The sequence below is a fragment of the Acidovorax sp. Root267 genome (assembly GCF_001429215.1).
In the GTDB taxonomy this organism is placed as follows: domain Bacteria; phylum Pseudomonadota; class Gammaproteobacteria; order Burkholderiales; family Burkholderiaceae_C; genus Acidovorax; species Acidovorax radicis.
Map to the genome: position 1 here is coordinate 641,111 of NZ_LMJC01000012.1, position 20,553 is coordinate 661,663.

Sequence of the window (20,553 nt, forward strand, 5' to 3'; positions counted from 1 at the left end):
CACCCGAGGCCGGGGCCAAGGACAGGCCACACGGCACGCGAACGGAACTCCCGAAGCGCCCAGCTCCATTGAATCTTTCAAGGAGCACCACCATGCGCAAACACATTCTTCTCGGCGCGACCGCCGTCCTCGTTCTGGCCACCGGCTGTGCCAACATGGACGACACCCAGCGCCGCACTGCCACAGGGGCCGGCGTGGGCGCGCTGGCTGGCGCCGTGATCGGCTCGGCCACCGGCGGCAATGCCGGTACCGGCGCCGTGGTGGGCGCGGGCGTGGGGGCCCTGGGCACCTACATCTGGTCGCAGAACATGGAGCGGCAAAAGCGCGAGATGGAGCGTGCGACCCAGGGCACCGGCATTGCCGTGACCCAGACCGCCGACAACCAGCTCATGCTCAACATCCCGAGCGACATCTCGTTCGCCGTGGGCCGCTCGGACATCCAGCCCAACTTCGCGCCCGTGCTTGATCAGTTTGCCGCCGGGCTGCGCAACAACCCCAACACGGACGTGCGCATCGTGGGCCACACGGACAACACCGGCAGCGACGCCATCAACAACCCGCTGTCGGTGGACCGCGCCGCCAGCACGCGCAGCTACCTGGCTGCGCGGGGCGTGGATGGCCGCCGCATCGCCATCGATGGCATGGGCGAGCGTTACCCCATCGCCGCCAACGAGTCGGCTGATGGCCGGGCGCGCAATCGGCGTGTAGAAATCTTCGTCGGAGAACGTCCGAGGGGGTAAGCCTGGCGCCTGGAACGCGAAAGAGCGGTGAAACAGGCGGGGCGCAAGCCAGCGGAAAACGCGTAGGGGCTCCGGGGGTTGTCTACTTCATTGTCCGGTGCGCAGCAGGTTGGCCAGCTCCACGGCCGACTTGACCTGCATCTTGTCGAACACGCGTGATCGGTGAACCTCCACCGTGCGCACGCTGATATCGAGCTGGTCCGCGATCAGCTTGTTGGGCAGGCCCGCCACCACCAGGTCCATCACATCGCGTTCTCGGTCCGTCAGGTCGCGCAGGCGCACCTGCAGGTCGCTGCGTTCGCGCAGTTGCGCCAGGCGCTCCGCCGATTGGGCCAGCGCTTGCTCGACACGGTCCACCAGGGCATTGTCGGAAAACGGCTTCTCGCAGAAATCGAACGCTCCCCGCTTGACCGTGTCCACGGCGGTGGGCACGTCCGCATGCCCGGTCAGGAAGATCACCGGCATGGTGGCCAGGTCGCCGCGCACCGCCAGCAGGTCAAACAGCGCCAGGCCACTCATGCCGGGCATGCGCACGTCCAGCAGCAGGCAGCAAGGCTGGCGCTGGGCAGGGCGGCCAGACAGCATGGCGTCAAAGGCCTCGGCACTCTCGAAGGATTCGCTGAGCAGCCTGCGCGAGCGCAGCAACCACGCCAGCGCTTCGCGCACGCTGGCGTCGTCGTCCACGATGTACACGGTGGCGTTGGATACGGGTTCCATCAGGGATCAGGTTTCAGGCGAAGGTTGGGAAACGGGCAGCGTGAAGGTAAATACCGTACCACGCGGCCCATGGGGCGCAAATCCGAGGAAACCACCGTGCTGCTCGATCACCGTGCGGCACATGCTCAGGCCCAGGCCCATGCCTTCCGGACGGGTGGTGAAGAACGGTGTGAAGAGCTTCGCGGCCACTTCGGGCGCAATGCCGGTCCCCAGGTCGGTCACGGCAAACTCGATCCAGCCGCTGTGCTGGTTCGACGCTGCACGCCGCACCCGGATGTCGAGCACACGGGTGGGGATGGCGGGGTCGTCCATCGCCTGCATGGCATTGCGCGCCAGGTTGAGCAGCACCTGTTCGACCATGGTGCGGTCGCACAACACGGGGGGCAACTGGGGTTCCACCGTGGTGTTCACGCGCACCCCCAGCTTGCGTGCCTGCAGGCTCACCAGCGGCAGGATGGCGTCAAGCAACTGCTGTGCGTACACGGCCTCGCGTGCCTGGTCGCGGCGGCGCACAAAGTCGTGCACGCTCTTGATCACCTTGCCAGCGCGTTCGGCTTGCCGCGCAATGTGTTGCATGGCCATGCGCACATCCTGCAACTGCTCGGCATGGGCGGCGGCGCCCGCGCCTTGGTCCTGTGGTGGGGGCGCCTCCAGCAGGTTGATGGAGCCCGTGGCGTAGCTGGAAATGGCGGCCAGGGGCTGATTGAGCTCGTGGCTCAGCAGCGAGGCCATTTCGCCCACGGTGGCCAGCCGGGCGGTGGCTTGCAGCCGCTCTTGCGACGCGCGCGACAGCTCTTCCACCCGCCGCTGCTCGCTGATGTCGAGGAACGCGCTCATCCATCCCGTGTGCAGGCCCTGGGCGTTGATGAGCGGGGCCTCAATGATCAGCACCGGAAAACGGGTGCCGTCCTTGCGCATGAATTCGGACTCGAAACCCTCGCGCGGCGGCATGGTGCCCGCGAAGCGGATGGCCTGGCGCTGGCGGTACTCCTCTACCCGTTCGGGTGGCCAGTAGGGCGCGGTGACGCTCTGGCCGAGCAACTCCTGCGCGCTGAACCCCACCATGGCGCAGAACGCCGGGTTGACATAGGTGATGCGACCTTCCAGATCGCGTGCGCGCAGGCCCGTGACCAGCGAGTCTTCCATGGCCTTGCGGAACGCCAGCGCGTCCGCCAGGTCGCGCTCGGCGCGCAGGCGCCTGCGGTTGTCGCGCACCAGCACCACCATCACGGTGACCAGCGCAATTGACATGGCGGTGACCAGCGCGGTCAATACATTGGGGAACAGGCTGGGCGCGCTGTGCCAGGTGTCCATGCGCAGCACCAGCGTGCTGCCGGGCAGATCCAGCAGGTGCGTGGCCGTGAACATGCGCGAGCCTCGGCGTGCGGCGCCCAGCACGGCCAGCCGGGTGCCATCGGCCTCGGTGAAGGAGGCTTCCTGGCTGCGCGTGAGGTTGTGCGCCACCAGGTTGATCAGCACGTCCTGCAGCGAATACGTGACCACCAGGAAACCCGTGCTGCGCCCCCCCGAGGTGAGGGGCAGGCACAGCTCCATCATTTCCGAGCCCAGCCCGTCGCCATGGGGTTGGAAGTAGCTGCTCGAATAGGCCGGGCTGCTCAGGCGGCGCGCATTGGCACAGGCGATGGCGGCATCAGACTGATTGCCCTCGCGCAGCCGGGCGTCCCACGCCACGGGGCGGTAGGGCGACTGGGCGTGGGTGCGCACCCGCAGGTTGGCATCGCGCCACTCGATGCGCACCAGTTCGCGCCGGCTGCGCAGCAATTCGGCGGCATCGACCTCCCACGCCAGCTGGCCTGGGTCGCCCGCGTGCAGTGCCTGCAGGCTTTGCAGGTTGCGCGTGAGCGCCACGCGGATGTCGGACACCGCGTCGGCCGTGTCACGCTCGAGCCGCGACTGCACCTGGCTGGCCTCATAGCGCCCCGCAAGCCACACCATGGTGGCGAGCATGGAGATCACCAGGGCTACCAGCAGGGTCCACAGCGACCAGCGCCGCCAGGCGCCCCGCCAGCGCCTGGCAAGGATGTTCAGACTGACCTTCATCCCTTCCATCCCCCGCGTGCTGTGCGAGAGAAGTGGGAAGCGGCGCAGCCGCTCAGGGGGTTGTGCTTCATTTCACAGGACGCGGTGCGACAAGGCAGGCAATTGCAGGCGCAGGTCGCGCAGGCGCTGCGGGTCCACCACACCCGACACCACGCCCGCGAGCTGGTCCTGCTGCGCGAGCACGGTGCCCCAGGGGTCCACCAGCATGCTGTGGCCCCAGGTGTGCCGACCATTCTCGTGCACGCCGCCCTGGGCTGGCGCCAGCACGTAGGCCAGGTTCTCCACGGCACGGGCGCGCAACAGCACCTCCCAGTGCGCCTGGCCGGTGGTGTGGGTGAACGCGCTGGGTACGAGCAGCAGGTCTGCACCGGCACTGGCGTGGGCGCGGTACAGCTCGGGAAAACGCAGGTCGTAGCACACCGAGAGGCCCACGCGCCAGCGGTGGCCATCGCGCGATGGCAGCTCGAACTGCACAGGGGTGTTGCCCGCTTCGATGACCCGGCCTTCGTGGAACTGCTCGCGCCCGTTGTCGAAGTAGAAGAGGTGGATCTTGTCGTAGCGTGCCACGCAGTCACCGCTAGGGTTGAACACCAGGGTGGTGTTGCGCACGCGCTCGGGTGTGGTGGCCAACAGGGGCAAGGTGCCACCCACTATCCACATCTGCAGCTCGCGCGCTGCACTGGCCAGAAAGTGCTGAATGCGACCTTCGCCCGGGGCTTCGCGCAGGGCGAGCTTGTCGGTGTCCTTGTGGCCCATCACGCAGAAGTATTCGGGCAGAACCGCCAGCTCGGCCCCTTCGCTGGCCGCCTGCTCCAGCAGGGCGCGTGCGGCGCGCAGGTTGTCGTCAAGCCGGGTGCACGACACCATCTGGATCGCGGCAACTTTCATCATGAGGGTTCTCCGGTTCGGGGCGTGCTGGGGCGTGCTGGGGTGCCGGTGGCGGGGGTTGACTCGCGGTTGCGGCGCGCCACGCGCACCACGCGCGGGTCTGCCCAGGTGCCATCGACGCGGAATTCCTGCGTGGCCGCCTCGATCAGCGGGCCGCGCAGGAACACCTGGGCCAGGAAGCTGCCCAGTCCAATGACCGGGTTGATGGCCGTGGCCACCAGGGACGCGGTCATCGCGTTGATCTCGGGCACCACCACCACGCGCAGGTCCTGGGTTTCGTGGTCGATGTTGGCGCTGCCCTCCATCAGCACAGCGGCATTGACGCCCTTCATCTGCAGGTTGTTCGTGGTGGCCACGCCCTGCTCGATGCGCACGTCGCCGCGCACAAAGTCGAACGCGAACCCCTCGCTGAACACGTCGCGGAAGTCGAGCGTCAGGCGGCGCGGCAGCGATTGCAGGCTCAGCACGCCCAGCAGCTTGGCCAGGCCTGGGTCGGCCTTGAGAAACTGGCCCGACTCGATGTTCAGGTTGATCTGACCGGTCATGGTCCGGTAGTCGGGGCTGAACGGAGCACCGATCCAGGCCACCTGCCCTTCCATGCGGCCCTTGCCACGCCGGACCACATTGGCCATGCCCATGCGGCCCAGCAGATCGCCCGAGTCGCGGATGTCCAGCTTGAAGTTGAGCACGGTACGCCGGTCGGGTGTGCGGGGACCCACCCCCGCGGTGTTCAGCACTGCCCAGTTGCCGTTGGCCGTGAAGTTCGCTTCGGGCGCCGTGATGTTGAACTTGGAGAGGCGCCATTCGCGCTGTGCGCCTTCGCCACCCCGGTTCTGGGCCTCCATCTCCACACGCCCGAGGCGCTTGCCGCGCAATTCAAAGTCGTCCACGACGATGTCCAGCGCGGGCAGGGCGCCGGGCTGTTCGTCCAGCAGCGCCTCGACCTGATTCACATCGCTCTGGGGCATGTTCACGCGCGAGAGCCTTGCAAACAGGCGCCCGTTGGGGTGGTCGGCGCCACCTGGCTGGCGGTATTCCAGGTAGCCATTGAGTTCCGTGGCGTCGAGGTTGGCGCGCCAGGTGGCGCCTTCACGCAGCGCGCCAGCCACGATGTTGTGCAGGGTGCGGCCCTGCAGGGTGAGTTCGCGGGCGCGCAAGGCCAGCGTGGTCGGCAGGTAATCCTGTGCCACGCTGTGGGTTCCCGGCGATGCCGGCGCCGTGGCGGGACGTGCTGCGGGCTCGCTGCCCGTCGCTTGCGTCAGCACATCTTCCCAGGCATCCACATCCAGCTTGCCTTGGCTGATGTTGGCTGCCACCCCCTGTGCAGGCACCGGGGCCGATTCACCACCCGAGAGACCGATGCCAATGGCGCCGCGCAGCACGCGGGCCTGGGGCCCGCTCAGGTCCCGCAGGTAGGTGGCTGAGCCCAGCGCTCCCAGGTCCAGCGTGATCTGATCGCGCAGTGGCGGGGCTTCCCCGCCGTTTCCTGTGTGTGTGAGGCCGACCAGCGATTCGCGGGCCACCTGGGTTTCAAAACGCAGGGGCAGGCTGCTCTCGGCCGTCTTGCCCAGCGGGGCCGGCAGCGCCAGCGCCAGCCCCTGCAGGCTGGTGGTGACTTGTATTTCTGGCACCCCACGGCGAAAAGCGAGCGCCATGGAATACGCGGTGCTGCCCGTGGCGCGGCGCGCCAGCTGCGAGAGCATGCCCAGCTGCGTTGCCTGCTGCAGCCCCTCGGCCGTGGCGGTGCCCTGTGCACGAAGCTGCACGGCCGATTCGGTGGCCGGAGCATTGGCTGGCAGCGCGCGCATCCCGCCCTCCAGCCGCACCGGCCCTCCCAACGCCTGGGCCTGCATGGCGTTGAGTGAAAAACCGGCTTCGGTGAACTGCACCACACCCCGCACCCGGCTCAGCGTAGGGGTGTCGGGCGTGATGCGCAGTTCGTTGCCTGCCAGCGTGACACTGCCCTGGACCTTGGACTTGTTGATATCGCTGATGGGCAGGGCCAGGCGCAGCTGAAAATCCGCGTTGCCGTTGCCGGTGGCCTGCTCCAGCGCGTTGCCTGTCATCCGGCCCAGTGGCGATGTGTTCATGAGCGTGAGCAGTTCGGTCAGCGGCCCCCGGGCATCGGCACTGACACCCACCACGGTGTGGGCGAGGTCCGGAATCTTGGCATCTACCTTTGACAGGCGCAGGCCTGGGCGTCCCGCAAAGCCGCCGCTGGCACCCCGGACCTGCATGGAGGAGCGCTCGAAGATCAGCTCGCCCGCAAGCTCGGTCAGCGCTGGCCACGGCAATGTGTTGGCCGGCTGCAACTGCGTGGGCACATAGGCGTAGGTGACATCCTTCACGCGGGCTGCAATGCGGAATTCACCCAGCTTCGGGTCGTTGAACGGCAGGTGGTGCAGATCCCCTTTGACCCGGAACTGGACGTTGCTCGCGCTGCCCGCCACCACGGCGTCGCGCACGTAATGGCGCGACTCGGCAGGGATGGACAGGGGCAGGTAGCGGTGCACGCGCGTCCCGTCCGCCCGGTTCAGCGTGCCCGTGAGGTCCAGCACCCCCGGAAAGCGCGAGCGGTGCGCCACCTTGCCCGCATCGCTGGTATGCCAGGTGGCCCGGGCTTCGCCCTGGGCATCGGCATTGGCGAACTGCACGTCGTTGGCCTGCACGGCGATGCGGTCGCCATCGAGTTGCCAGCGCACGTCGGCGCTGAGCCGGTCCAGCGGCAGCACAGGATCTTCGAACACGCCGGGCAGCACCAGGGCGCCGGAGGCAATGGTCAGTGCCGCCTTGCCACCCGCCTGCGTCATGTCGATGTCCACCGTGGCACCGCGCAGGCCCAGTTGGGTGGAGGCGCTGCCCGGCGCGTCCCCCGCCAGGGCCAAGCCCCGGATGCGTCCGCGCACCTGGTACTGCTGCAGGTTTTCGAGCGGCCCTCTCCAGGTCGCCTGGATCTCGTCCACGAGCCCGTGGGGTGAATAGGTGCGCACGGCTTCGTGTGCCGTCGCACCCAGGGGCAGGCGGCTGGCGACCTGAGCCAGGGCGGCCAGGTCCAGGCGGTCGGCGCGGAATTCGCCTTGGGCGGGGGCCTTGCCGGCCGCCGCCGTGTGCACAAGCCGTACGTTGCCGCCGGGCCAGGTGATCCCGTCGTCGGTCTTGAATTGCAGCGCCTGGGTCGAGAACTCGAACCCCCCGTTCAGCCGGCGCCCACCCAGCCGCCCCTGGATGGACGGCAGCACCAGCGCCTGCAGATCCGCGCCCAGCGTGGCATTGACATCGGCGAGCGCCAGGTCGGCCGTGCCGCCCACGATCTGTCCGCGCTGCACATCGGCCCAGGCGCGCAATGCGCCCCGGCCCTGGGCGATCTCCATGCCCACATCGGCGTGGTGGCGAAGCCGGGAGACGTCCACCCGGGAAAAGTCGGCGAAGACCTGCCCGTTCCAGTGCTTCCAGTTGCCATCGCGTGCGCGCAGCAGGGGCGCGCGGAACAGCCCGACCACCGTGAAGCGGTCTCCCCAAGCCGCAGGCGGCGTGGCATCCAGGCGCATGTGGTGGTGCCAGTTGCCGTTGCGCAGCAGAAGGTCCACCTTCTCCAGCGCAAGCTCCGGGGCGCCCCGCTGCTCGTCGGTCCAGCGCACCGTGCCGCCCCGGATGAAGACCTCGCCCTGGGAAAACAGCCAGTCGGCTGCGGCGTTGTCTTCGCCCTGCTGTTGGGAAAAATCCAGTCCCGCCACCTGGATGCGGCCGTCTGCAGTGCGGCGTACATCCAGCTCAGGCTCTTCGATGTAGAGCTGTTCGAAACCGCCCTTGAGCAGTGAGCGCGGCGACAACGCCACCACCACCCGAGGAAGGCGCAGCGCAGAGCGGCCAGCAGCGTCCAGCAGGGTGACATCGGAGAGTTCGATGGAAGGGATCAGGCCTTCGGTGTGCGCCGCGATGGCGCCAATCTGGACCGGAACCCCCAGGGCCCGTGCGGCATGCGCCTCAAGCTGTGGGCGGAAATCACCGATTCGCGGCACAATCCAGCCATGAAGGGCCCCCCACGCGATGGACAGCAGCAGCCAGAATGCCAGCAGCAAACCCAGCGACCACCGCGCGAGACCTGCCACAATTTTCAGCAGGCGGGTGGGGTGCGTGGTGGGATCGATCATGTTGGGATTGAATGTGGCAGGAATTATGACCCGCAGGCTTAGCGCGGGTTCACTACAAACCAGTGTCCTTATGTATGTGGCCCCTTGCCATGTCTGCCATGTCTTCGTCCCCCGCTGATCCCCGTTGTCACCAGCCCCGGCCCGAGGGCCCGCTGGCGGAGCATTCGCGTTTCTACCAGCGTCTGCACCGCCGCTATGCCGGCGATCTGGCCCTGTTGCCGCCCGGGGCTCCCGTGATGGCCACGATGGAGCAGGCCTATGACGCGCTGCGCTCGCGCGGTTGCGACACGGGTACGGCCTTGCGTGTGCTGCGCCAGCTTGTCATGGAACGGCTCATCCAGATGGACTGCGACGCGCAGGCGCCGCTCGCCGACATCACCCGCGCCGTCACCGAACTGGCCGAGCTGGCGCTGGACCGCGCCAGCCGCCAGGCGCGGCAGGAGCTGGACGAACGCCACGGCGCGGCGCGCGGGCCCGATGGCCAGCCCGTGCAGCTGTGGATCATTGGCATGGGCAAGCTGGGCGCGCGTGAGCTCAATGTCTCCAGCGACATCGATTTGATTTACGTGTATGAACACGATGGCGAGACTGTCGGCACAGCCGATGGCCGCGGTCGCATTTCCAACCACGAATACTTCGCGCGGGCGGTCAAATCCATTTACAGCCTGGTGGGGGACACCACCGAGCACGGATTTGTGTTCCGTGTGGACCTGGCGCTGCGCCCCAATGGCAACTCTGGCCCGCCTTCCGTCTCGTTGTCGGCGCTGGAGGAATACCTGCAGCTGCATGGCCGCGAGTGGGAACGTTTTGCCTGGCTCAAGAGCCGGGTGGTGGCACCGCGTGATTGCATTGCCAGCCCCGAGGTGCAGGCACTGCGGGGCGTCGTGCTGCCCTTTGTGTTCCGCCGCTATCTGGACTACAGCGTGTTTGATGCGCTGCGTTCCCTGCACCGCCAGATCCGGGACCATGCCGCCAAGCGCAGCGCGGGCCACCCCGAGCGCGCCAACGACGTCAAGCTATCGCGCGGCGGCATTCGCGAGATCGAATTCACGGTGCAGCTGCTGCAGGTGGTGCGGGGCGGTCAGTTCCCCGAGCTGCGTCGCCGGCCCACGCTGGACGCGCTCACGCGCCTGGCCCAGGCAGGCCTCATGCCGCAGGAAACGGCAGATGCCCTTGCGCGCGCCTATGTCTTTTTGCGCCGGGTGGAGCACCGCATCCAGTACCTGGACGACCAGCAGACCCACGTGCTGCCCACGCGCGACGACGACCTCGCCTGGATCGCCTACACCCTGGGCTATCCCGACTGCTGCGCCTTTCTGCACGAGCTGGACGCGCACCGCGAATTGGTAGCCCAGGAGTTCGACACGCTGCTGGGCGGAGCTGGCAAAAAGCAGTGCAATGGCGGAGGCTGTGGCGGCCCGCGCGCTGTGGCTGCCGCGCCCCCGGAATTCGACACCCTGCTGGAGCTTTTGCCGCCCGGATTCCGCGAACGCGTGGCCGAATGGCGCAACCACCCGCGCGTGGCGGGGCTGCGCGACGAAGCCCGCGCCCGCCTGTTCCGGTTGGTGCAACGCACCGCGCAGTGGCTCAAGGAAGGCCGTGTCACCGAAGAGGCTGCCCTGCGCCTGGCCAACTGGCTGGAGCCGCTGCTGCGCCGCGAGAGCTATCTGGCACTGCTGCTGGAGCGCCCCTCTGTGCACGAGCAATTGCTGCACCTGCTGGGTGCGGCCAAATGGCCCGCCCGCTACCTGCTGCAGCACCCCGGTGTCATCGATGAACTGGTGGGAGATTCGCTGCTCGCCGAGCGCTTTGTGGTGGCGGACTTTGAGCGCGAATTGGCCGTGCGGCTCGCGTCGCTGCAGTCCACGGGCGAGGACGATGACGAAACCTTGCTCAACCTGCTGCGCCGCGCCCAGCACGCGGAAACCTTCCGCACCCTCGCGCGCGACGTGGAGCGGCGCATCACCGTCGAGCAGGTGGCGGATGACCTGTCCGCCCTGGCCGACAGCGTGCTGCGCATCACGGCCCAGTGGTGCTGGAGCCGGCTCAAGACGCGCCACCGCGAGAGTCCACAGTTCGCCATCATTGGCTACGGCAAGCTGGGCGGCAAGGAGCTGGGCTACGGCAGCGACCTGGACATCGTCTTTGTGTTCGACGACGACGATGAGCGCGCCCCCGAGGTCTACGCGGCTTTTGTGCGCAAGCTCATCAACTGGCTCACCGTGAAGACGGGCGAGGGCGACCTGTACGAGATCGACACTGCGCTGCGGCCCAATGGCAGTTCGGGCCTGCTGGTCACGAGCTTTGAGGCCTATGCCAACTACCAGCAACGCCGGGGCAGCAACACGGCCTGGACCTGGGAACACCAGGCCATGACACGCGCGCGTTTCGTGATGGGCAGCGAAGCCTTGCAGGCGCGCTTTGATGCCGTGCGCGAGGCCGTGATCACCTCCGAGCGCGATCCGGCCGCCCTGCGCGAGGAGATCGTGGCCATGCGTGAGCGTGTGCGCGCAGCGCACCCTACGCGCGCCGGGCAGTTCGATGTGAAACACAGCCCGGGCGGCATGGTGGATGCGGAGTTTGCCGTGCAATACCTGGTGCTCTCGGAGTCAGCGAACCACCCGGAGCTGGTGGGCAATGTGGGCAACATCGCGCTGCTGCAGCGCGCCGAGCAGGTGGGGCTGTTGCCACAGGGTGTGGGCGTAGCCGCTGCGGATGCCTACCGCGAGCTGCGGCGCGTGCAGCACGTGGCGCGCCTGGACGAGGCGCCCACCCAGGTCACGCCCCCGGCCCTGCAGGCCGAGCGCGATGCGGTGCTGGCCTTGTGGAGGTCGGTGTTCGTTTGATCTGCATCCGGGCGTGACGTTTCGTTGCATTTTTGCGGGCTGATTTTTCGGCATTGCTTTGCTAATTCAAACAACTGTTTGAATTCTGGTGTTTAATCCGGTGCCATGAGTTTTGGCGCCCCTTTCATTCCCGCAGCCCAGCGCACCGCCCGCAGTGATGGCGAGGATACGCGTGTGCGTTTGCTGCACGCCGCACTGCAGCTGTTTTCCGAGCGGGGCTTTGCGCAGACCTCGGTGCGTGCCATTGCGGAAGCGGCAGGCACCAACGTGGCGGCGATCGCCTACCACTTTGGCGACAAGGCACGCCTCTACACGGCCACGTTCTACGAGCCTTTTGGCAGCGGCAGCGATCTCATCCCGGTGTTTGCTGACCCTGCGCTGACCCTGCAGCAGGCGCTGGCCTCCTACTTCGGTGGGTTTCTGGAGCCGCTCAAGCACGATGACCTCGTGACCCAGTCGCTGCGCCTGCATGTGCGCGAGCTGCTGGACCCGACCCATGTGTGGCCCGAGCTCATTGAGCGCGAGTGCCGGGCCCCCCATCTGGCGCTGGTCCAGGTGCTGTGCCGCCACATGGGCGTGGCCGCAGCGGACGACGACATGCACCGCCTCGCCTTCTCACTGGCCGGGCTGGTCATGCAGATGTGGACCCAGCGCGACCCGCTGCAAGTTATTGCACCGCAGCTGGCGGGGTCTGGGGCTGTGGATGCGTGGGTGGACCGACTGACGGGTTACGCCCTGAGCATGGTGCAGGGTGAGATCGCCCGGCGGCAGGCTGCACAACAGCCCTCGCGCCGCACTTCACGGAATTCGCACAAGGAATCCAACGCATGACTTTGAGCAAGACCCGATTCTTCTGGGCCGCCTGCCTGCCCCTGGCCCTGGGCGCCTGTGCCGTCACGGCGCCCCCCGCCCAGGTGCCCACAACGCCGCCTGTGGCGTGGCAGGCGCCCTTGCCGCACCAGGGTTCGCTGGGGGATCTGACCCGGTGGTGGATGCAGCTGGGCGATCCGCTGCTCGTCGAGCTCATCGATGCCGCGCAAGCCATCAGCCCCGGCGTGGCGCAGGCCCAGTCCCGCATTGCGCAGGCGCGTGCCACGCAAGTGGCCAGCCGTGCCGCGCTGCTGCCGTCGCTCGATGCACAGGCCAGCGCCAGCCGGGGTTTCAACGAGCAGCTCGCGGGCATCGCCACCACCGCGCAGGCCGGGCTGCAGGCGAGCTGGGAGATCGACCTCTTCGGCGCCAACCGGGCCACCAAGACGGCGGCCGACCAGCGCCTGGCGGGCGCCCAGGCGCTGTGGCATGAGGCCCGCGTGAGTGTGGCCGCCGAGGTGGCGCAGCAGACGAGCAGCCTGCGCACCTGTCTGGAGCAGCTGCGTGTGGCCGAGCGCGATGCGCAGTCGCGCGGAGAAACCTCGCGGCTGTCCGACCTCAGCGAACGTGTCGGTTTCACGGCGCCCGCCACCGCCGCCCTGGCGCGCGCCAGCGCCGCCGAAGCGCAGGCGCGCGCATCGCAGCAGCGCATGCAATGCGATGTCGAAGTCAAGACCATGGTGGCGCTGACCGGGTGGGAAGAGCCTGCGTTGCGCGCACGCCTGTCCACACCGGCATCCGCCGCGCCCGACACCCTGTTCACCATTGCCGCCCTGCCCGCCCAAGTGCTGGCCCAGCGCCCCGATGTGTATAACGCCGAGCGCGAAGTCGCCGCTGCCAGCGCCGAAGTGGGCAGTGCACAGGCCCAGCGTTACCCACGCCTGTCGCTCAGCGGCTCGGTGGGCACGGCCTGGGTGCGCAGTGGTGGCGTGACGACCGACCTGAACACCTGGACCATCGGTCCGCTGGCGTTGAGTGTGCCGCTGTTCGACGGCGGCCGCCGCGGCGCCCAGGTGGATGCGGCGCAGGCACGCTACGACGAGGCCGCTGCGCTCTACCGCGCCAAGGTGCGCCAGGCCGTGAGCGAGGTCGAGCAGGCGCTGGTGCGGCTGCAGAGCACGGCCGAGCGCAATACCAGTGCGCGGGTGGCGGCGGCAGGCTACCGCACCTCGTTCGATGCCACAGAGGCGCGCTGGCGCGGCGGGCTGGCGAGCCTGGTGGAGCTGGAAGACGCCCGGCGCACGTCCTTGGCGGCCGAGAACGCGCTGATCGCGCTGCAGCACGAACGCCAGGCCGCCTGGGTTTCGCTGTACCGCGCTGCAGGCGGTGGCTGGAAAGAATGAAACACCCCCTGAGTCGCTTCGCGCCTTCCCCCTCTCTCGACCCGCTGCGCGAGTCGGGAGGGGGACGCCCCCGGTGCGGCGGGGCGGCCCTTGCACGGGGGCACGGGCCTGGGCCGCGCCAGTTTCATCCCGTGCGGGTGGCGCGTAGCGCTGTGGAAAGCTGATATGAATTCTTCAGGACGAAAGTAAATGCAAAATTTCTCTTCCTTCAAGTTCTCTCCCACGGCCTTCGCCGTGATCGCCGCCTGTGTGCTGGCCGCGGGAGGTGCCCTGGTTTTCTCGGGCGCGTCGCGCGCGGCCGATGAACCCAAGGCGAACCAATCGCGCCCCGCACTCACGGTAAGCACGGCCCAGCCGCAGCGCACCTCCGTGCCCCTGCGCCTGGCGGCCAACGGCAACGTCGCTGCCTGGCAGGAAGCCAGCATCGGCGCCGAAAGCAATGGACTGCGCCTGACCGATGTGCGGGTGAATGTGGGTGACGTGGTCAAGGCCGGCCAGGTGCTCGCCACCTTCTCGGCCGAAACGGTGCAGGCCGACGTGGCGCAGATGCGCGCCAGCCTGCTCGAAGCCCAGGCCAATGCGGCCGAAGCCGCCGCCAATGCCGACCGGGCCCGCTCGCTGCAGGCCACGGGCGCCTTGAGCCAGCAGCAGATCCAGCAGTACACCACGGCCGAGAAGACCGCACAGGCCCGGGTGGAGGCCGCCAAGGCCACGCTGAACGCACAGCAGTTGCGCCTGAAGTACACGCAGGTGCTGGCGCCCGACAGCGGCGTGATCTCGGCCCGCACGGCCACCGTGGGCGCGGTGGTGGGTGCAGGCACCGAGCTCTTCCGCATGGTGCGCAAAGGGCGCCTCGAATGGCGCGCCGAAGTCACGTCCACCGAGCTGCGCCGCATTGCGCCGGGCGCCAAGGTCAGCGTGACGGCGGCCAGCGGCGCCACGGCCGAAGGCACGGTGCGCATGGTGGCACCCACGGTGGACCCGCAGACGCGCAATGTGCTGGTGTATGTCGATCTGCCACTCAACGGTGATTTCCGTGCGGGCATGTTCGCGCGGGGTGACTTTGCGTTGGGTGCCAGCGAGGCGCTTACCGTGCCGCAAGAGGCGCTGGTGGTGCGCGATGGTTTCTCGTACGTGTTTGTGGTGGGCGCCGAGCAGCGCGTGCAGCAGCGCAAGGTGCAGACCGGCCGGCGCGTGGCCGACCGGGTCGAGGTGTTGTCGGGCCTGGACGCCAACGCTTCGGTAGCGGTTCGTGGCGCGGGCTTCTTGAACGACGGCGATCTGGTGCGTGTGGCGAACACGCCGGCGCCAGTTCCAGCGCCCAGCAGCACGTCCGAGGCGCCAGGTTTCAAGCAAAAAATGGCTCTAGCGCTTGTTGATAAATCTTTTGCAGCTATCAATTGAGGAGCATTCCACATGAATGTATCCACCTGGTCTATCAAGAACCCGATACCGGCCTTGATGCTGTTTGTGCTGCTGACCTTCGGCGGCCTGCTGTCCTTCAACGCCATGAAGGTGCAGAACTTCCCGGACATCGACCTGCCCACGATCTCCGTGACCGTGGCGCTGCCGGGCGCCTCGCCCGCGCAGCTTGAAAACGATGTGGCGCGCAAGATCGAGAACAGCATCGCCACGCTGCAGGACTTGAAGCACATCTACACCAAGGTGCAGGACGGCGGCGCCACCATCACGGCCGAGTTCCGGCTCGAAAAACCCACACAGGAGGCGCTGGATGACGTGCGCTCCGCCGTGGCACGCGTGCGCGGCGATCTGCCGGGCGACGTGCGCGACCCCATCGTGACCAAGATGGACCTGGCTGCGCAGCCTGTGCTGGCCTTCACGATCGCCTCGACCCGCATGGACAACGAGGCGTTGTCCTGGTTTGTGGACGACGCCGTGGCCAAGAAGTTACTCACGGTGCGGGGTGTGGGCGCGGTCAACCGCGTGGGCGGCGTGGACCGGCAGGTGCATGTGTCGCTGGACCCGGTCAAACTGCAGGCCCTCAACGCCTCGGCGGCCGATGTGTCGCGCCAGCTGCGCCTGGTGCAGACCGAGAGCGCGGGCGGTCGCACCGACCTGGGCGGGAGCGAACAGCCCGTGCGCACGCTGGCCACGGTGCAGTCGGCGCAGGAGCTGGCCAGCCTCACGCTGTCGCTGTCGGACGGCCGCCATGTGCGGCTCGATCAAGTGGCCACGGTGTCGGACACGATTGCCGAGCCGCGCGCGCTGGCCCTGCTCAACGGCAAGCCCGTGGTGGGCTTCGAGGTGGCGCGCAGCAAGGGTGCGAGCGAGATCGAGGTGGGCGGTGCCGTGCAGGCGGCGCTCAAGGAGATGCGTGCGCAGCATCCGGACCTGGAAATCACCGAGGCCTTCAATTTCGTGCAGCCGGTGCAGGAGGAATACGACGGCTCCATGCACCTGCTGTATGAAGGCGCCCTGCTGGCCGTGCTGGTGGTGTGGCTCTTTTTGCGCGACTGGCGTGCCACGTTCGTGTCGGCCGTGGCGCTGCCCCTGTCGGTGATCCCGGCGTTCATCGGCATGCACCTGCTGGGCTTTTCCATCAACGTGATCACGCTGCTGGCGATGTCGCTGGTGGTGGGCATCCTGGTGGACGATGCCATCGTGGAGGTCGAGAACATCGTGCGCCACCTGCGCATGGGGAAGACGCCTTACCAGGCGGCCATGGAAGCGGCCGACGAAATTGGCCTGGCCGTGGTGGCCACCACGTTCACGCTGATCGCGGTGTTTTTGCCCACGGCCTTCATGAGCGGCATCGCCGGCAAGTTCTTCAAGCAGTTCGGCTGGACGGCGTCGCTCGCGGTGTTTGCCAGCCTGGTGGTGGCGCGCGTGCTCACGCCCATGATGGCTGCTTACATCCTCAAACCCATCGTGGACGATCACAAAGACCCGCGATGGATGACGGTTTACCTGCGCTGGGCGGCATGGTGCGTCAAGCACCGCTGGATCACCTTCATCGCCACCGGCGCGTTCTTCATCGGCTCGCTGGCGCTGATCCCTCTGCTGCCCACGGGCTTCATCCCGCCGGATGACAACTCGCAGACCCAGGTGTACCTGGAGCTGCCGCCCGGCGCCACGCTGGCGCAGACCCGCGCCGTGTCCGAAGACGCGCGCGCGCGCATCGCCAAGGTCGAGCATGTGAAGAGCGTGTACACCACCATCGGCGGCGGTTCGGCGGGGGCCGACCCCTTCATGGGCGGCGCCGGGGCCGAGACGCGCAAGGCCACGCTCACTATCTTGCTGGCCGAGCGCGGCGACAGGCCGCGCAAGCAGGGCATCGAGAACCACATCCGCGCCGCGCTGGAGACCCTGCCGGGCGTGCGCAGCAAGGTGGGCCTGGGCGGCTCGGGCGAGAAGTACGTGCTGGTGCTCTCGGGCGACGACCCGCAGGCGCTGACCACGGCGGCCCTCGCGGTCGAAAAAGACCTGCGCACCATCCCCGGCCTGGGCAGCATCTCGTCCACCGCCAGCCTGGTGCGTTCCGAGATTGCGGTGCGACCGGACTTCGCGCGTGCTGCCGACCTGGGCGTGACCAGCAGCGCCATCGCCGAGACCCTGCGCATCGCCACCGTGGGCGACTACGACGTGTCGCTGCCCAAGCTCAACCTGGCCTCGCGCCAGGTGCCCATCGTGGTCAAGCTGCGGGACGACGCGCGCCAGGACCTGTCGCTGCTCGAGCGCCTGGCCGTGCCCGGCAGCAAGGGCCCGGTGATGCTCGGCCAGGTGGCCACGCTGGAGTTCAGCGGCGGCCCGGCCGTGGTCGACCGCTACGACCGCGCGCGCAACGTGAACTTCGAGATCGAGCTGTCGGGCCAGCCACTGGGCGACGTGACCAAGGCCGTGGAGGCGCTGCCCTCCATCAAGAACCTGCCGCCCGGCGTGCGCCAGATCACCATCGGCGACGCCGAGATGATGGGCGAGCTGTTCGCCAGCTTTGGCCTGGCCATGCTCACCGGCGTGCTGTGCATCTACATCGTGCTGGTGCTGCTGTTCAAGGACTTCCTGCACCCGGTGACCATCCTGGCGGCGCTGCCGCTGTCGCTGGGCGGCGCGTTCGTGGGCCTCTTGATCGCGCAAAAGAGCTTCTCGATGCCCTCGCTCATCGGGCTGATCATGCTCATGGGCATCGCCACCAAGAACTCCATCCTGCTGGTCGAGTACGCCATCCTGGCGCGGCGCGAGCACGGCATGACGCGCTTCGAGGCGCTGATCGACGCGTGCCACAAGCGCGCGCGGCCCATCATCATGACCACGCTGGCCATGGGTGCGGGCATGCTGCCCATTGCGTTGGGCATCGGCGCGGCCGACGCTAGCTTCCGTTCGCCGATGGCGGTGGCAGTGATCGGTGGCCTGATCACCTCGACACTGCTGAGCCTGCTGGTCATTCCGGCCGTGTTCACCGGGGTGGACGACTTGGGGCAGTGGTTCGGCCGGACCCTCCGGCGGCTGCGTGGGGCGCACCATGCTCCGGCAGCCGAGTTGCCTGCGACACCGCCGCCAGCGGGATGACGTGGACGGGGCGCCGGCGTGGCAGAAAGCGGCATCCGCTTCGCCCGGGCTCCCCTATTCGTCTGAAAAAGCGGGCAATCCCCAGGGTTGCCCCGGCTTAGCCGGGCGTGTGGCCGTTAGATAATGTAACGAGCACCATGAACCTCGTCAGCCTGAACATCGAATCCATCCAGCTCGGCCATCCCCTGCCTTTTGTGCTGCGGGGTGCCGATGGCGTGTTGCTGGCGCAAAAGGGGTATGTCATCCGCACCCGGGAAGAGCTGGCCACGATGGTGGGCCGAGGCCGGCAACTGTGCGTGGATACCGATGAGTCCGGCGACAGCCACCGGGCCTACCTGGCGCAGTTGCAGCGCATGCTGATCGCAGACACCAATCTGGGTGAAATTGCGGCGATGAAGATGACGGCGGCCGACGACGCGGGTGGGCGGGGACGCGGTGGCAAGACCCTGCCTGACTGGCCCGAGCTGCAGCTGCGTGCCACACAATTGCTGCGCGCGCCCTCGCCCCATGATTTTGGCGGGCGCTTCCAGATGCTGCATGACGAGCTGGTCCGCCACTGCGAGCAAACTCCCGACGCCACGCTGCTGGCCCTGATCTACCTGTCGGTGCAGGAAACCCGCATGTACAGCGCCACGCATTCGATGCTGGTGTGCTGCGTGTGCATGGTGGTGGCGCGCGAAATGCTGCGCTGGCCCGAGGCCCGCGTGCAGCAGTTGGGCCACGCGGCGCTCTCCATGAACATTGCCATGACCGAGCTGCAGGACCAACTGGCCCAGCAGACCCATCCGCTCACGGCTGTGCAGATTGCCGCGGTGGAGAGCCATGCAGAGCGTTCCGAGGCGTTGCTGCGCACGCTCGGCGTGGCCGACCCTGTGTGGCTGGAGGCGGTGCGCTGCCACCACCACCGCACCCCTGGCCCGCTGGCCAAGAAGACGGAACCCCAGCAAATGGCCCGCCTTTTGCAGCGCGCCGACATATTTGGTGCGCGGATGGCACCCCGCGCGGCCCGCTGGCCCATGCCGGTCACGGCGGCCATGCAGGCGAGCTACTACGATGAAGAGCACCAGGTGGACGAGGCCGGTGCCGCGCTCGTCAAGACGCTTGGCGTGTATCCGCCAGGGGCCTTTGTGCGGTTGGCCAGCCAGGAGGTGGGTGTCGTCATCCGCCGGGGTACGACGGCCACCACGCCCAAGGTGGCGGTGGTGACCAACCGCGACGGCATGCCGACAGGGGAGCCCATTCCCCGCGACACCGGCATGCCCCCCTGGAAAGTCACGGGTGTGGTAGCTTTCAAGGACGTGCGGGTCAAGCTCTCGCTGGACCGTTTGCTCAACCTGGGCTGAACAGCCTCTGAGCCGCAGGCGCGGCATTCCGCCTGCAACGGGTGGACGGGCTTGACGCCCGGCGCCATCCACGAGCAGCTTCTGCCCGTCTTTCTTTCCCCCATCCCCTGCCGCGACGGTAGCACCTGTGCGGCCCGTGCCGCCCTGCCTTCGCCTGCGCCGGCAATAACCATTGAAGCCGCAGAGCTTTGAATCCATTGGGTGCGGGCATTCGTATACCAATCAGTCCAAATAAAAACTCATGTGGACAAAAAATGATGGAATGGTTAAATTGCCCATACCACTGCGCCCCAAGCCCTATGAACACCTCTTTCAGACGCCTTCTTTCGGTCGCCAGCCTTTTCCTCCTGGCAACGGTCGGCCATGTGCCCTTGGCCCACGCGGCGGATGCCGAAAGCTGTCCGGCCACGCTGCAGCACACGTTTGCCAGGCTGCAGGATGAAAAACCCCAGTCGCTGTGCCAGTACGCTGGCCGGGTGGTGCTGGTGGTCAATACCGCGAGTTTTTGTGGCTTCACCGGCCAGTACAAAGGGCTGGAAGAGCTGTATGCCCGCTACAAGGACAAGGGGCTGGTCGTGCTGGGCTTTCCGTCCAACGACTTTTCGCAGGAGACCGGCAGCAACCAGCAGATCGCAGATTTCTGCGAAAACACTTTTGGCGTGAAATTTCCCATGTTTGCAAAGAGCAGCGTCAAAGGGGCAGAAGCCTCGCCGCTGTTTCGCCAGCTGGCACAACTGTCCGGCACGGCGCCGCGCTGGAACTTCCACAAATACCTGCTGGGCCGCGACGGCAAGCTGGTGGACAACTACTCCAGCCTCACTGCCCCTGACAACAAGGGCCTCGTGCGCGCCATCGAACAGCAACTTGCTGTTGCCGCTACGAGGTAATTGCAATGCTTTCTTTACGTTTCTTTAAAAAAAACCAGGGCATGCTCTGGAACTTCGCCAGCGCAACCCCACTCTATCTATTGCGCAAGACGATTGCGCGACGTACAGTTTTAGTGTTGCGAAGCCTTTCGGGCCCCCGGGTTCCGACTGACCTCCTGGAGCGCTTCTCCTCCCTCCCTC

Annotated in this window: 12 protein-coding genes; 8 read left to right on the plus strand and 4 right to left on the minus strand. The window is 67.3% G+C overall.

From position 1 onward, the window contains the following. Positions 1 to 92 precede the first annotated feature (92 nt). Positions 93 to 740, plus strand: coding sequence for an OmpA family protein (locus ASE39_RS12400; RefSeq protein WP_010464596.1), 648 nt, complete (start codon positions 93 to 95; stop codon positions 738 to 740). Between the two features lie 87 nt (positions 741 to 827). Here the strand turns inward: ASE39_RS12400 and ASE39_RS12405 are convergent, their stop codons facing one another. From ASE39_RS12405 to ASE39_RS12420, 4 genes are all read right to left on the minus strand, one after another. Next, the gene (locus ASE39_RS12405; RefSeq protein WP_010464595.1) at positions 828 to 1,457 is read right to left on the minus strand and encodes a response regulator; all 630 of its coding nucleotides are present in this window, start codon (positions 1,455 to 1,457) and stop codon (positions 828 to 830) included. Between the two features lie 6 nt (positions 1,458 to 1,463). Continuing rightward, a complete protein-coding gene (locus ASE39_RS12410; RefSeq protein WP_082615411.1) occupies positions 1,464 to 3,518 on the minus strand; it encodes a PAS domain S-box protein in 2,055 nt (684 codons plus the stop codon). Positions 3,519 to 3,590: 72 nt separating this feature from the next. Continuing rightward, positions 3,591 to 4,406 (minus strand): carbon-nitrogen hydrolase family protein, encoded by an 816-nt coding sequence (locus ASE39_RS12415; protein ID WP_057271310.1) that lies wholly within the window; start codon positions 4,404 to 4,406, stop codon positions 3,591 to 3,593. Beyond that, on the minus strand, positions 4,406 to 8,557 hold the full coding sequence (locus ASE39_RS12420; protein ID WP_057271311.1) for a YhdP family protein: 4,152 nt from the start codon (positions 8,555 to 8,557) through the stop codon (positions 4,406 to 4,408). The genes ASE39_RS12415 and ASE39_RS12420 overlap by 1 nt, the downstream gene beginning before the upstream one ends. Positions 8,558 to 8,655: 98 nt before the next feature. Here ASE39_RS12420 and glnE point away from each other — a divergent pair, with 98 nt between their 5' ends. The 7 genes from glnE (at position 8,656) to ASE39_RS12455 (ending at position 20,373) form a co-directional block, all read left to right on the plus strand. Next, positions 8,656 to 11,403, plus strand: coding sequence for a bifunctional [glutamate--ammonia ligase]-adenylyl-L-tyrosine phosphorylase/[glutamate--ammonia-ligase] adenylyltransferase (gene glnE, locus ASE39_RS12425; RefSeq protein WP_057271472.1), 2,748 nt, complete (start codon positions 8,656 to 8,658; stop codon positions 11,401 to 11,403). A 105-nt stretch (positions 11,404 to 11,508) separates the two neighbouring features. Further along, the gene (locus ASE39_RS12430; RefSeq protein WP_057271312.1) at positions 11,509 to 12,234 is read left to right on the plus strand and encodes a CerR family C-terminal domain-containing protein; all 726 of its coding nucleotides are present in this window, start codon (positions 11,509 to 11,511) and stop codon (positions 12,232 to 12,234) included. Beyond that, the gene (locus ASE39_RS12435; RefSeq protein WP_057271313.1) at positions 12,231 to 13,616 is read left to right on the plus strand and encodes an efflux transporter outer membrane subunit; all 1,386 of its coding nucleotides are present in this window, start codon (positions 12,231 to 12,233) and stop codon (positions 13,614 to 13,616) included. The genes ASE39_RS12430 and ASE39_RS12435 overlap by 4 nt, the downstream gene beginning before the upstream one ends. A 189-nt stretch (positions 13,617 to 13,805) precedes the next feature. Beyond that, positions 13,806 to 15,020, plus strand: a complete 1,215-nt coding sequence (locus ASE39_RS12440) for an efflux RND transporter periplasmic adaptor subunit (RefSeq protein WP_057271314.1) — start codon at positions 13,806 to 13,808, stop codon at positions 15,018 to 15,020. Positions 15,021 to 15,032: 12 nt separating this feature from the next. After that, positions 15,033 to 18,143 (plus strand): efflux RND transporter permease subunit, encoded by a 3,111-nt coding sequence (locus ASE39_RS12445; RefSeq protein ID WP_057271315.1) that lies wholly within the window; start codon positions 15,033 to 15,035, stop codon positions 18,141 to 18,143. Between the two features lie 137 nt (positions 18,144 to 18,280). Further along, positions 18,281 to 19,486: a hypothetical protein gene (locus ASE39_RS12450; protein WP_057271316.1), complete on the plus strand. Its 1,206-nt coding sequence runs from the start codon at positions 18,281 to 18,283 to the stop codon at positions 19,484 to 19,486. 299 nt (positions 19,487 to 19,785) lie between these two features. Then, a complete protein-coding gene (locus tag ASE39_RS12455) occupies positions 19,786 to 20,373 on the plus strand; it encodes a glutathione peroxidase (protein WP_057271317.1) in 588 nt (195 codons plus the stop codon). Positions 20,374 to 20,553: the final 180 nt, after the last annotated feature.

Coding starts and splice junctions, on each gene's coding strand:
- ASE39_RS12400 (WP_010464596.1), top strand. CDS start 93: ATGCGCAAACACATTCTTCTCGGCGCGACCGCCGTCCTCGTTCTGGCC.
- glnE (WP_057271472.1), top strand. CDS start 8,656: ATGTCTTCGTCCCCCGCTGATCCCCGTTGTCACCAGCCCCGGCCCGAG.
- ASE39_RS12435 (WP_057271313.1), top strand. CDS start 12,231: ATGACTTTGAGCAAGACCCGATTCTTCTGGGCCGCCTGCCTGCCCCTG.
- ASE39_RS12430 (WP_057271312.1), top strand. CDS start 11,509: ATGAGTTTTGGCGCCCCTTTCATTCCCGCAGCCCAGCGCACCGCCCGC.
- ASE39_RS12450 (WP_057271316.1), top strand. CDS start 18,281: ATGAACCTCGTCAGCCTGAACATCGAATCCATCCAGCTCGGCCATCCC.
- ASE39_RS12415 (WP_057271310.1), bottom strand. CDS start 4,406: ATGAAAGTTGCCGCGATCCAGATGGTGTCGTGCACCCGGCTTGACGAC.
- ASE39_RS12455 (WP_057271317.1), top strand. CDS start 19,786: ATGAACACCTCTTTCAGACGCCTTCTTTCGGTCGCCAGCCTTTTCCTC.
- ASE39_RS12445 (WP_057271315.1), top strand. CDS start 15,033: ATGAATGTATCCACCTGGTCTATCAAGAACCCGATACCGGCCTTGATG.
- ASE39_RS12420 (WP_057271311.1), bottom strand. CDS start 8,557: ATGATCGATCCCACCACGCACCCCACCCGCCTGCTGAAAATTGTGGCA.
- ASE39_RS12405 (WP_010464595.1), bottom strand. CDS start 1,457: ATGGAACCCGTATCCAACGCCACCGTGTACATCGTGGACGACGACGCC.
- ASE39_RS12410 (WP_082615411.1), bottom strand. CDS start 3,518: ATGAAGGTCAGTCTGAACATCCTTGCCAGGCGCTGGCGGGGCGCCTGG.
- ASE39_RS12440 (WP_057271314.1), top strand. CDS start 13,806: ATGCAAAATTTCTCTTCCTTCAAGTTCTCTCCCACGGCCTTCGCCGTG.